The sequence below is a fragment of the Bacillus sp. FSL K6-0993 genome (genome assembly GCF_037977205.1).
Classification (GTDB): Bacteria; Bacillota; Bacilli; order Bacillales; family Bacillaceae; genus Bacillus; species Bacillus subtilis.
Map to the genome: position 1 here is coordinate 3,393,475 of NZ_CP150275.1, position 11,936 is coordinate 3,405,410.

The 11,936-nt window shown below is 46.4% G+C and carries 12 protein-coding genes and 1 pseudogene; 3 read left to right on the forward strand and 10 right to left on the reverse strand.

Annotation, left to right across the window (positions count from 1 at the left end):
• Position 1 precedes the first annotated feature (1 nt).
• The 7 genes from epsG to MHH79_RS17685 all read right to left on the reverse strand — a co-directional run bounded on the left by epsG (position 2) and on the right by MHH79_RS17685 (position 7,687).
• Positions 2 to 1,105 carry a biofilm exopolysaccharide biosynthesis protein EpsG gene (gene epsG, locus MHH79_RS17655; RefSeq protein WP_251217523.1) on the reverse strand — a complete coding sequence of 368 codons (1,104 nt, stop codon included), beginning with the start codon at positions 1,103 to 1,105 and terminating at the stop codon, positions 2 to 4.
• Positions 1,102 to 2,256, reverse strand: coding sequence for a glycosyltransferase family 1 protein (locus MHH79_RS17660; protein ID WP_251217522.1), 1,155 nt, complete (start codon positions 2,254 to 2,256; stop codon positions 1,102 to 1,104). The genes epsG and MHH79_RS17660 overlap by 4 nt, the downstream gene beginning before the upstream one ends.
• Positions 2,249 to 3,085, reverse strand: coding sequence for a glycosyltransferase EpsE (epsE, locus tag MHH79_RS17665; protein ID WP_251217521.1), 837 nt, complete (start codon positions 3,083 to 3,085; stop codon positions 2,249 to 2,251). Before epsE ends, MHH79_RS17660 begins: the two co-directional genes overlap by 8 nt.
• Positions 3,082 to 4,227 carry a glycosyltransferase family 4 protein gene (locus MHH79_RS17670; protein WP_340034771.1) on the reverse strand — a complete coding sequence of 382 codons (1,146 nt, stop codon included), beginning with the start codon at positions 4,225 to 4,227 and terminating at the stop codon, positions 3,082 to 3,084. Before MHH79_RS17670 ends, epsE begins: the two co-directional genes overlap by 4 nt.
• A gap of 11 nt (positions 4,228 to 4,238) precedes the next feature.
• Complete coding sequence (locus tag MHH79_RS17675) at positions 4,239 to 6,059, reverse strand: nucleoside-diphosphate sugar epimerase/dehydratase (RefSeq protein WP_171518537.1); 1,821 nt, start codon at positions 6,057 to 6,059, stop codon at positions 4,239 to 4,241.
• A 234-nt stretch (positions 6,060 to 6,293) separates the two neighbouring features.
• The gene (gene epsB, locus MHH79_RS17680) at positions 6,294 to 6,977 is read right to left on the reverse strand and encodes a protein tyrosine kinase EpsB (protein WP_003228249.1); all 684 of its coding nucleotides are present in this window, start codon (positions 6,975 to 6,977) and stop codon (positions 6,294 to 6,296) included.
• Positions 6,978 to 6,982: 5 nt separating this feature from the next.
• Positions 6,983 to 7,687 carry a YveK family protein gene (locus MHH79_RS17685; protein ID WP_003228247.1) on the reverse strand — a complete coding sequence of 235 codons (705 nt, stop codon included), beginning with the start codon at positions 7,685 to 7,687 and terminating at the stop codon, positions 6,983 to 6,985.
• Between the two features lie 245 nt (positions 7,688 to 7,932).
• Between MHH79_RS17685 and slrR the strand changes: the two genes are divergently transcribed.
• From slrR to MHH79_RS17700, 3 genes and pseudogenes are all read left to right on the forward strand, one after another.
• Positions 7,933 to 8,391 carry a transcriptional regulator SlrR gene (gene slrR, locus MHH79_RS17690; RefSeq protein ID WP_015384706.1) on the forward strand — a complete coding sequence of 153 codons (459 nt, stop codon included), beginning with the start codon at positions 7,933 to 7,935 and terminating at the stop codon, positions 8,389 to 8,391.
• A 74-nt stretch (positions 8,392 to 8,465) separates the two neighbouring features.
• A pseudogene (locus MHH79_RS17695) lies at positions 8,466 to 9,932 on the forward strand (carboxylesterase/lipase family protein); the annotation flags it as partial.
• Between the two features lies 1 nt (position 9,933).
• Positions 9,934 to 10,125, forward strand: a complete 192-nt coding sequence (locus tag MHH79_RS17700) for a hypothetical protein (protein ID WP_014480958.1) — start codon at positions 9,934 to 9,936, stop codon at positions 10,123 to 10,125.
• Between the two features lie 26 nt (positions 10,126 to 10,151).
• Here the strand turns inward: MHH79_RS17700 and padC are convergent, their stop codons facing one another.
• From padC to racX, 3 genes are all read right to left on the reverse strand, one after another.
• Complete coding sequence (padC, locus tag MHH79_RS17705; RefSeq protein ID WP_015384708.1) at positions 10,152 to 10,637, reverse strand: phenolic acid decarboxylase; 486 nt, start codon at positions 10,635 to 10,637, stop codon at positions 10,152 to 10,154.
• A gap of 22 nt (positions 10,638 to 10,659) precedes the next feature.
• On the reverse strand, positions 10,660 to 11,115 hold the full coding sequence (locus MHH79_RS17710) for a DUF3237 domain-containing protein (protein ID WP_322839832.1): 456 nt from the start codon (positions 11,113 to 11,115) through the stop codon (positions 10,660 to 10,662).
• Between the two features lie 130 nt (positions 11,116 to 11,245).
• Positions 11,246 to 11,929 carry a broad specificity amino-acid racemase RacX gene (racX, locus tag MHH79_RS17715; protein ID WP_340034773.1) on the reverse strand — a complete coding sequence of 228 codons (684 nt, stop codon included), beginning with the start codon at positions 11,927 to 11,929 and terminating at the stop codon, positions 11,246 to 11,248.
• Positions 11,930 to 11,936: the final 7 nt, after the last annotated feature.

The window sequence follows — 11,936 nt, forward strand, 5'->3', positions numbered from 1 at the left end:
ATTACCGGGAAAAAATCGTTCTGTAAGGCAGAACGGATGAATCAACCGGCATAAGCAAATAACTGTAAAGAAAATAACAAACAATGATAGCAATATAGATAAGGGCATTCGATTTTTCATCAAATATCCTGACGAAATAAGGGACTAAGATCATTTGATACAGACCGAAATAAATATTGAATCTGGCAAAAATCACGTCCTTTGTGGCCAAAAGGCCGAATAAAAAACCAAGCAGGCACAAATTTACGACAATATCGATTTGCGGCCATAGACGCCGCAGTCGTTCTTTATAGCAAAATGCAAGAAACAGCGGCAGAACCAAAACAGCGATTTTGATCACATTCATTCCATTTGTGTTCGTCATGAGCCATTTTTCATAATGGCTGTATGAGCTGTTTTCAAGTACAACGACAAACACAGAAATAAATTTTTGATATAAAAATGTCATGCCGAGAAATAAAGCGGATAGGCCAAATATCGCCGGTGACCAGGCTTTTCTTCTGACAATAAAGTACACTGGAATCATAATTAGCGCCGACGAATGAAAGAGCGAGCTGACCAGCACAATCAGGAAATATCGCTTCCAGTTCCCGCTGATGATATAACGGATCGCCCAAAACAAAGCAGCTGCCACCATGTATTGCCTGATGCCGTTAAAAGACGCGTAGTAATGAAAGGTTCCCAAAAATAAAAAGACACTCAGCTCAAACGGCCTGCCATAGTCGACGAGTGTCTTCATAATAAAACTGTAGGTCACGACCGCCACCGTAAAATACATGATTTGAGGATCTTCCGTGATGAAATTCATCAGCCAAAGGAGTGCGGTAAACCCCGGATCTGTCGCTGTTTTTGCTGTGCCGAAACCGAATATCTGCCACACATTTTGATAATCGCCCGCCAATTCGTACAGCAGCGTGTACGTCTGAAAATCCGTGCCGACTCGATAGCGGAGACCTGACACGAGCACAAGTGAAGCGAGCGGAATCCAGATCAAAAGCTTATTCGGCCGATACCCCGTGGCAAGCGAATCGTCACGGCCGCCGCACATTTTAGCGAACCAAGACCAAACAAATACAATCCCCATATTGACGGCATATACAATCATCGGTTATGGTCCTTTTTCGTTCTGATGTTGTATACATTCAGCAGCGCTCCTACATTTTGCTGTGCATCGTAGCCAAGTTGAGCGAGAGTTTCTTTGATGAACTCACGCTTCGGCCTGCCTGCGGCGGCCGCCCTTGCAATGGTTTCAGCCCAGACGCTGATCGGCTCAGAAAGGCTTAATCTTGTGACAAGCCCGAGACCGGCGTCGACTTTTTCTGTAATGCTGTCTGAAATGATGCATGGAAGCCCCGACGCCTGCGCTTCCACAAGCACAACCGGCAAGCCTTCGTACAGAGACGGCATGACAAATACATCGAATGTTCGCATCAGTTCATGGATCCGTTCTTCCGTGCCTAAAAAGAGGACGTCTGAAAGCAAATTCTGATGCCGCGCCTCCTCCTCTATCTCCCCGCGCAACGGCCCGTCTCCCGCCAGAACGAGCTGAAAGCGAACGCCTCTTTCTTTGAGATGTGCGGCAAGTTTCAGCAGGAACGCGTGGTTTTTCACTTCATGAAACCGGGCCACATGGCCGATGATGAGCCGGTCAGCTGCAATGCCGCGTGCTGCTTTTTCTTCATCAGCCGCCTGCCCATTTGGGGCGAACAACTCAAGGTCAATCCCATTCGGAAGAAGGTGAACACGCTCCCGCTCCATATTGGACTGTCCAAATAAAAACCTGCCCGCATCCTCTCCGCAGGCACACAGCGCTGTCGCATTTGCCAAAATGAGCCGCCTGAACACCATCAGCTGCAAGCGATCCTTCCAATTGAAGCCGGTCTTCCAAGACGTATTGTGGGAATGGCATACCCTGACCGGCACTCCGGCGAGCCTTGCCGCAAGGGCGATAAAACCCGTTTGGAAATCCGTGTGCGCATGAACGGCGCTGAACGGCCCGTTTTCTTTTATCGCGTTTCTCACATTCCTCACAAATGTAAGGGGATTGCTTTTCCCAATGCTCGGGACATAAAAAAGCCGCCCGCCTAAAGATAAAATCTCTTCATCGTAAGCGCACGGATCATTTCGATACGTTAAAAAGTCAAATTGCACTTTGCTTTTGTCCATTTTCCGATATAAATTCATCACCATGGTTTCCGCGCCGCCCCTGTTCATGCCGCTGAGAACATGGAGCACGCGTTTTTGGCTGCTATTCATGCTTGACAAGCCCTTCCTTTTGGTTCATTACTCTTTTTTTGTGGTAGCGATTCATCACGGCTGCAGGCATAAACGCGCGGATTAACGGTTTTGCGATATATATGTAATCAGATAAAGGAAGCTTCAAGCGTCTGCACGCCTGATAGACAAGAATGGCATTGTCGATTGAATACGTAAATGACCGCCGTTTGAATGCATCGCTGTCTTCCCTCACTTTATACAAGGCTTCCTGAAGATTATAGCCCCTGAAGCCCTCGTCAAAAAAGCGAAGCCACAAATCAATATCTTCCATTCGTCTCGTCCGCCGCACCGACCGGTAGCCTTTCAGCGTGCGGTAGGCACTCGCTCTCATCATAATCGTGCCGTGGCAAAATGGGGTCCCTTTTGCCATGATGCCCGGCTCCGGAACAGAAGGCAGAATGCGGGTGCCTCTTACGCCAAATTCATCAAACACAAGCATGCCGGTGCCAACCACCTGATAGTGTCGGTGCTTTTCTAAAAACGCGACCTGCTTTTCCAGACGGCGCGGAAACGAAAGGTCATCTCCGTCCTGACGTGCGATATAATCGCCTGTCGCATGCGAAAGACAATGATTTAATGATGCGGCAAGCCGCTTATTTGTTTTGTTTTGAATCAGTTTGATGCGGTCGCTGTAATGAGCGGCATACTGCTTCGCGATACGGAGCGTGCCGTCTGTTGACGCATCATCGCACAAAATCAGCTCCCAATTTTTATAGGATTGGCTGAGAATGGATTCTATGCTTTCTGCCAAAGTGCGTTCGCAATTATAAATGCCCATAATGACAGAAACTTTCGGTCCTGAGTTCATACGCTTTTCTCCTTTGTATCCATATCCATGTACGCGGAATAAATATCTGCCATTTCTTCCACCGTTCGCGCCTCCGAGAAGCGCAAGGCTGTTTTTCGGCCTTCCTGTCCCAGCTTTCGGCAGAGCTCCGGCTTATGGTAAAGCTGTTCAATCCGGCGGGCAAAAGCAGCACTGTCACCGATTTTGATCAGAAACCCGTTTTTTCCGTCGCGGATGATTTCCCGATGCCCGCGATTATCTGTGGCGATCGCCGGTTTTTCTGCCGCCATTCCCTCAAGCACATTCATGCCGAGGCCCTCTCTAATGCTGGATGCGACAGATACATCCGCAAGCTGAATCAGCTCATGTATGTCGCTGCAAAAGCCGTAAAAACAGACATTGGCGGAGGCACCAAGCTTTTCAGCTAACATTTGATACGTTTGTTCCATTGCCCCTTCCCCGGCAAACACAAGGCGGAGCGAGGGAATTTTTTCTTTTAGCAAGGCTGCGGCTTCAATTAACTGCTTCTGGTTTTTGTTCAGATTGAGCTCAGCCGGATAAACCAATATAAAATCATCTTCACGGAACCCGTGCTTTTCTCTGAGTCTTTGCTGCTCTATCGGACTGACAGGCCGGAAACGCTCGGTATTGACGCCAATGCCGTGAATTTTCTGCGTCCTTCCGCCCGGCCTTTGAAGTCCTTTCGCCCGTGTGTAATCCTCTTCATTAATCGTAATCAGGCAGTCCGTATATGCTGAAAGCCATTTCTCGACCGGATAGTAAAGAAGCCAATTTTTCATTGGTGCTCCTTTGCAGAAGTGAAATCCGTGCGCTGTGTACAGCACCTTTGTTCCGTGCCGCCGTGCCTGCCTCGCCGCCAGTCTGGCGAGAACACCGCCGACCGGTGTATGGCAATGGACAATGTCGTATTCATAGGTGTCGATCACTTTCTTCAGCTGCCTATAAACGGCCAGGTTCTGAGGGTCAAAAGGTGACCTGCGAATCGGAATGGAGAATTTCTCATCTACATACGGCAGCTTGGTTTGTCCGTTCGCGGCGACATGAACCTCCCAGCCCATTTGTTTGAACCATTTAAAATAAGGGAGGTGAAAGGCCTTAAAATGATAATCAACAGTCGCGCAAAACAATATCTTTTTCGTCATTTTCACTCCCCCTAATGAACGCTGGCAGCCGTCATTTCTTCTGATGTATTGATTGCCGCAAACAGCCTCGCTCTCAGGTCGGCTTCCGGCAGCTCATGAAAATCCTCGATAAAGCGCATCAGCACCGGCCAATCGCCGTCCACCGCTTTACCGATGTGAATTTTTGGAAAGATTTGTTCAGCATGGACTTCATTTTTGTTCAGTAATTCTTCATACATTTTTTCGCCCGGACGAATGCCTGTGAATTCGATTGGAACCTGCTCAGTCGTGTAGCCGGACAAATGAATGAGGTTTTTGGCAAGATCCACTATCTTTACGGGCTCTCCCATATCGAGAACGAAAATTTGACGCCCTTTCGCCAGTGCCCCAGCCTGAATCACAAGCCTTGATGCCTCGGGAATCGTCATGAAATAGCGGGTCATTGCCGGATGTGTTACTGTCACCGGGCCGCCTTTTTCAATCTGTTTTTTGAAAATCGGAATGACGCTGCCGCGGCTCCCGAGTACATTGCCGAAGCGAACAGCGACAAATTTGGTTCTGCTGACTTTCCCAAGATTCATAATAATCATCTCTGCGAATCGTTTTGTCGCCCCCATTACATTGGCTGGGTTCACCGCTTTGTCCGATGAAATCAGCACGAATGTCTCTGTTCCCGACATATCGGCTGCTTCCGCGACATTTTTTGTTCCGATAATATTGTTTTTGACCGCCTCTTCAGGATTGTGTTCCATTAAAGGCACATGCTTATGGGCAGCTGCATGATAGACAACATGCGGCTCGTACTTTTTCATCAAGGTAAACATTTTATCGCGGTCCTGCACATCAGCGATTTCCGTATGGAACACAATGTGTTTGCCGAATCGTCCGTTCAGCTCTGTATAAATCGAATGAATGCTGTTTTCCCCATGGCCGAGCAGAATGATTTCCTTAGGCTGAAACGCGCTGATCTGACGGCAGATTTCCGAGCCGATTGATCCCCCCGCTCCCGTGACGAGAACTGTTTTTCCTTTGATGCGGTTCGAAATTTCGCTAGTGTCGAGGGTTACCGGCTTTCTGCCGAGCAAGTCCTCAGCTTTTACATCTCTGATTTGTCCGGCAGTTCGTGTGCCAAGCAGCATTTCATCAAAATGAGGCATAATTTTAATGCTTACTCCGGTTCGCACACATTCTTTATATAACACCTGAAGCTCATGGGTGCGGAGTGAAGGAATGGCAATAATAATATAATTAATTTTGAGCTTTTGCACCGCAGGCATGATACTTTCTTTTCCGCCGATTACGGGCAGCCCCATAATTTCTAATTTATGCTTCGTTTGGTCGTCATCAATAAAAGCGACAGGTATGATATCAGGTTCATCTTTCGAAAGCAGCTGCCTGACCATCAGAGTCCCACCTGAACCCGCCCCGATAATCAGCGCGCGGGACGAGGCGCAGCGTTTTTTTCTGATGCTTTCGTTTAATACTCTGGATAAAATACGGGTCCCTCCAATAGACAAAAGCTGAAGCACCCAGCACGCGGTTAACAGACGGAAGAACATCGTGTGATACACAGCATACTGAATGATGCCGGTCACAGCGGCGGAAAGCGTAATGCCCTTAAGCAGGACAATCAGCTCGCCGAGTCCGGTGTATGTCCACACCTGTTTATACTGATTGAACAGGAAAGCACACACATGATAGCTGAGGAGCAAGCTGACAGCGGTAAGCAGTAATGCTCCGGAGTCATAAAATTGATAGGAATCTTTTAAAAATTGATATCCTGCAATAACTGAATTTAAAACGAGGTAAGTATCCAGCGCAATAATCATTGACAGTCTTCTCCGGTAACTCAACCTTTTCCCCCCTAATTCTTTTATCGGTTTAGCTGCGGCGGTTTTCGTCTCTCCAAAAAATCGGCAGCAGCTAAACCGACAATACGTCCTATGTATATATCAGATAAGTGGGCATTTAACCCATCCTCACGCCCCGCCAGCGACGACCAGCATCTAAGGCAGCAACTTCAGCTGCCCACAGCAGAGCCGAGTGCCTCCATTGATACAGGTCAGGAGACATCACCTTTACAAAAACTAGTAGGAATAGTGTTCCGATTTTTTCATTTTCTTTTTGTTTAAAAGAGCGCCTAACAGCTTCGCATTGGATTGTTCCAGTGCATCCTTTGCTTTTAGAACGGTATCGGTTTTTGTTTTTCCGCTTAAAACGACGAGCACGCTGCCGTCTGTCTGATTTGCTAGAATCTGAGCATCTGCAACAGCCAAAAGCGGAGGGGAATCAAAGATGACGAGGCTGAATTGTTCATAGATCTCAGATATTAAGTCTCCCATTGCTTTTGAAGACAGCAGTTCTGCCGGGTTTGGCGGGGTCGGCCCGCTTGTCAGTACATATAAGTTATCGATCGGCGTCTTTTGCACCGTCTCACTGAGTGAAGCATTGCCGACCAGCACATTTGTCAGCCCGGTTACATTATCAACCTGAAACGTCTGATTGATGGTCGGCTTTCTTAAATCGGCATCCACCAGCAGTACTTTCTTTTCCTGCTGCTGCGCAAAGACAGCCGCAAGATTCGCTGCACTGAACGATTTACCTTCACCAGGCACAGAGGAGGTGACGAGGATAGATCGCAAGTTGGTCTGGACAGATGAGAACTCAATGTTTGTCCGAATGGTGCGATATTGTTCCGCAACAACTGATTTATTGTGTAAAACAGATATTTGAGCCAAACCTCGTCTTGCTTTCTTTTTTCTAAAGATCACTCGCTTCACTCCCCGAAATGTTTTATCCCGCGATTCCGCCCTTTGTGGACATCAGGAACGGAGCCTAAGCATGGCAATCCGGTTCTCTCGCTGAGCTGCCGTGCGCTTTTGCACGTATCATCGAGAAAATGCAGAAAAAATGCCAGTGTAATGCCGCCCATGACAGCAGCGCCAAAAGCCATGACCATATTTCGCAGCCTGGCCGGCTTGATCATCGGGCTTTCAGAAGCCTTCGCCTCTGATAATATATGTACGCCTTGTACATTCATTCTTTCATCTACTTCTTTTTCAAACTTGTTCACTAATGTGTTCGCAATCTCAGCTGCTTTCGCCGGATCGTGATCCTGAACGGCAACGTTGATTATTTCTGATTCATTTTCACTGCTGGTAACCACTTTTCCTTTCAGCGAGGAAGCCGATTCAGATAGGTGCAATTCCGCCTTAACTTCTTCCATCAAGGCAGTGCTTTTCATAATCGATTGGAACGTGCTGCTATACTGAAGATTTCGCTGGATGTCACTGAGATTCGAGTTTTCTTCACCGTCTGATTCATGAACCAGCACCTGTGTCGACGCCTGGTAGGTCGGTGAAATGACCTTAAATTGCACAAAACCCATAATAAGGGTGACGCCGATTGTGATGAGCAGAATCAGCACGAATCTGTGTCTGACAATCGCATATAATTCTTTGAAACTCATATTCTCATTCATGTATTCATAGCCTTCAGCCTTCCCGCGGCTGGCTTCCCGCGCCCCTTTCTGTTAATGATTGGATTATAAAAGAAAACGTTATTATTTAAAAATTGCAAAATAAGCCAATAAGTTCTCTTTAGAGAACAAAATCATGATTTTCCTCTAATTTACTGCACTTCCCTTATTATTTTAAATTTTATAAAGAACGAAAAATTCCTTATAATGAACGAAATAATGACAGGAATAGAGGAGAATTTCATATTATGATTGGAAGAATTATCCGTTTGTACCGTAAAAGAAAAGGCTATTCTATTAATCAGCTGGCTGTTGAGTCAGGCGTATCCAAATCCTATTTAAGCAAGATTGAAAGAGGCGTTCACACGAATCCGTCCGTTCAATTTTTAAAAAAGGTTTCTGACACACTGGAAGTTGAATTAACAGAATTATTTGACGCAGAAACAATGATGTATGAAAAAATCAGCGGCGGTGAAGAAGAATGGCGCGTACATTTAGTGCAAGCCGTACAAGCCGGGATGGAAAAAGAAGAATTGTTCACTTTTACGAACAGGCTGAAGAAAGAACAGCCTGAAACTGCCTCTTACCGCAACCGCAAACTGACGGAATCCAATATAGAAGAATGGAAAGCGCTGATGGCGGAAGCAAGAGAAATCGGCTTGACTGTCCATGAAGTCAAATCCTTTTTAAAAACAATGGGAAGATGATGATCAGTTAAGGGCTAACGTTCGCATCTATAGGGTAAATCTGTTTATAATGGGGGAAAAAGGGAGAGAGCACAATGACTCATCAAATAGTAACGACTCAATACGGCAAAATAAAAGGCACAACGGAAAACGGCGTACATAAGTGGAAAGGCATCCCTTATGCCAAGCCGCCTGTCGGACAATGGCGTTTTAAAGCACCTGAGCCGCCTGAAGTGTGGGAAGATGTCCTTGATGCCACAGCGTACGGCCCTGTTTGCCCGCAGCCGTCTGATTTGCTCTCACTGTCGTATGCCGAGCTGCCCCGCCAGTCCGAGGATTGCTTGTATGTCAATGTATTTGCGCCTGACACTCCAAGTCAAAACCTGCCTGTCATGGTGTGGATTCACGGAGGCGCTTTTTATCTTGGAGCGGGCAGTGAGCCATTATATGACGGATCAAAACTTGCGGCGCAGGGAGAGGTCATTGTCGTCACACTGAACTATCGGCTGGGGCCGTTTGGCTTTTTGCACATGTCTTCATTTGATGAGGCGTATTCCGATAACCTTGGGCTTTTAGACCAAGCCGCCGCACTGAAATGGGTGCGAGAGAATATCTCAGCGTTTGGCGGTGACCCCAATAACGTAACAGTATTTGGAGAATCCGCCGGCGGCATGAGCATTGCCGCGCTTCTCGCTATGCCTGCGGCAAAAGGCCTGTTCCAGAAAGCGATCATGGAAAGCGGCGCTTCTCGAACAATGACAAAAGAACAAGCGGCAAGCACTGCGGCTGCCTTTTTACAGGTCCTTGGGATTAATGAGAGCCAGATGGACAGATTGCATACTGTAGCAGCGGAAGATTTGCTTAAAGCGGCCGATCAGCTTCGGATCGCAGAAAAAGAAAATATCTTTCAGCTGTTCTTCCAGCCCGCCCTTGATCCGAAAACGCTCCCTGCTGAACCAGAAAAAGCGATCGCAGAAGGGGCTGCTTCCGGCATTCCGCTATTAATCGGAACAACCCGTGATGAAGGATATTTATTTTTCACCCCGGATTCAGACGTTCATTCTCAGGAAACGCTTGATGCAGCGCTCGAGTATTTACTAGGGAAGCCGCTGGCAGAGAAAGCTGCCGATTTGTATCCGCGTTCTTTGGAAAGCCAAATTCATATGATGACTGATTTATTATTTTGGCGCCCTGCTGTCGCCTATGCATCCGCACAGTCTCATTACGCCCCTGTCTGGATGTACCGGTTCGATTGGCACCCGGAGAAGCCGCCGTACAATAAAGCGTTTCACGCATTAGAGCTTCCTTTTGTCTTTGGAAATCTGGACGGATTAGAACGAATGGCAAAAGCGGAGGTTACGGATGAGGTGAAACAGCTTTCTCACTCGATACAAACAGCATGGATCACATTCGCCAAAACAGGAAACCCAAGCACCGAAGCTGTGAATTGGCCAGCGTATCAGGAAGAAACAAGAGAGACGCTGATTTTAGATTCAAAGATTACGATCGAAAACGATCCCGAATCTGAAAAAAGGCAGAAACTATTCCAAAAGGAGAATAAACATGGGGAAAACAGGATACATTGGTGCTGCCATTGTTGTGGCCGCTTGTATCATTATTTTATCGGCCGTGGTATGTTTACGGGACACAGTCTATTACCAGCCTATGCGCTGGACTGGCATCATACTGTTTTTCACGGGAATTGTGATGGTTCCCGCATACTCAGCAAAAAGAAAACCCGGAAAAGAGAAGTAATTCTCTTTTCCGGGTTTTTATGTTTATTATAATTTTCCCGCGCGAATATCGTCTGTCATCCCCTCATAAGGAGCCTTCGAAATCACTTCTTCGTTGTCGACTCCTTCATTTTTCAGAAATGTAATTTCCGCAAATTCAGGTACAACGTATTTTGGATACGTTTCATATTTTTCGCGGGATTCTTCCATCAAATCAATGTGGTCATTTTGGTAGCAAACCGTAATTTCAGGATGTTCATGCACCCATTTCGGGAAGAAAATAATGCCGTGCATGCGTTTTTCATTTGGCATAAAGTTTAATGAAACATCCGTGCCAGTCGGCTCTGTCCAAGACACTTTATATACGCCTTCTGTCAGTTTGACAATATTCACTTCCTGATCCCGAACCCAGCGTCCGGCAACCATTCCGCTATGAATTCTATAATCAATTGTATGGTCATTTTTAATATAAATCTCGTATTCCCAGCCGTTTTCATACGTATAAATCATGTGGCTTCCGATAAAGTTTTCCATTTTTCACACTCTCCTTAGTCTTTTACTGCACTTCATAAATGTCTAGTCGAACGTAATCAGGGGTTCTTTCTGCGGAACCGATAAACAAGCGGTCATGGAGCCATTGATAGGCTTCACTGCCTGTTTCAAACGTCGGTACCGTACGGAAATAAACATGCTCAGGATCAATAATTTCCCCGGCTGCCGCTTGTTTTCGAAACAGCTCGCTGACTTGCCGTATTCCATTGTTTTCAATGTAAATCAGTTCATGATCTGCTGTTTCGATCACATACCTGGCAGATAAATCGGTTCTGCCGTCAGCGCGTATCATTTGCGAATCGGCACCGCCCGGCAAAATACGTCCCTTTACTTCCCCGGTTATTGTTCCCGAACGAATCGGAATGAATCGTCTCAGTCCCAGGCTTGTCTCACCAATCGTGATAGGCGGATCAACCTTGATTTCTAAAGAGGCGAATGGTTTTAAAACCGGCTTCTTCAAGAGCACCACCTCACCTTCAGAAAAAATCATGTAACTATTTACATGTTTACTTTAACACCATTGCAGTTAACTGTCAAACAATAGGAACATAAAAAAACAAGGACTGTTTGAAGACAGTCCTTGTCTGAAGCTAGCTTTGATAAGCAAGATATGTGCTGACAGTGCTTTTGGCAAGACAGGCAGAGGAATCTATAATCGGAATCTCACTTTGAATATGATCTAACACCGCATTTAAATCCGTGCAAGCTGAAATGATGATGTCTGCATGCTGACTGATTTCTTCATATAGCGTCTGCCACAATACTTGTGTATGCTCCATATGATTAGGCTGTTTGATTGCGGTGATAAGCTGGTTCACAGCCTGCTGCCAATGGTCCTTGTGAACAACTTCTTGTCCATTTGCCTTCAGAACATTTTGGTAGATGGCGGATTGGATGGTTGGCTCTGTTCCTAAAACCACCGCTTTTTTTGCAGGATGCGGAATCTCTTTTATCGTTTCCTCAACGATATGCAACATAGGAACCGACAATGCCTGCTGAATCTCTTCATAGTAGACATGCGCCGTATTACAAGGCAGCGCAATGAAATCAACGCCTGTTTTCTCGAGCTTTGCCGCTCCATCGATAATCGCTTTTTTCATCTCAGCATGGTCAATTGGACGATCTGCATAGAAGGGGGTCGGGCATGAATAGATCATCATGTGCGGGTAGTCAATATCGTTTGAAGCCCCATACAGCTTCTGACAGTAATCAATCACCTTATCAATAAACGGCGAGGTCGATTTCGGCCCCATTCCGGCTAATATTCCGATCATCAAATTC

What these genes read in the sequence shown, in the direction of transcription:
- MHH79_RS17660 (WP_251217522.1), bottom strand. Translation starts at nt 2,256, where the DNA reads ATGAATAGCAGCCAAAAACGCGTGCTCCATGTTCTCAGCGGCATGAAC.
- racX (WP_340034773.1), bottom strand. Translation starts at nt 11,929, where the DNA reads ATGATCGGAATATTAGCCGGAATGGGGCCGAAATCGACCTCGCCGTTT.
- epsE (WP_251217521.1), bottom strand. Translation starts at nt 3,085, where the DNA reads ATGAACTCAGGACCGAAAGTTTCTGTCATTATGGGCATTTATAATTGC.
- slrR (WP_015384706.1), top strand. Translation starts at nt 7,933, where the DNA reads ATGATTGGAAGAATTATCCGTTTGTACCGTAAAAGAAAAGGCTATTCT.
- MHH79_RS17700 (WP_014480958.1), top strand. Translation starts at nt 9,934, where the DNA reads ATGGGGAAAACAGGATACATTGGTGCTGCCATTGTTGTGGCCGCTTGT.
- epsG (WP_251217523.1), bottom strand. Translation starts at nt 1,105, where the DNA reads ATGATTGTATATGCCGTCAATATGGGGATTGTATTTGTTTGGTCTTGG.
- MHH79_RS17685 (WP_003228247.1), bottom strand. Translation starts at nt 7,687, where the DNA reads ATGAATGAGAATATGAGTTTCAAAGAATTATATGCGATTGTCAGACAC.
- padC (WP_015384708.1), bottom strand. Translation starts at nt 10,637, where the DNA reads ATGGAAAACTTTATCGGAAGCCACATGATTTATACGTATGAAAACGGC.
- MHH79_RS17670 (WP_340034771.1), bottom strand. Translation starts at nt 4,227, where the DNA reads ATGACGAAAAAGATATTGTTTTGCGCGACTGTTGATTATCATTTTAAG.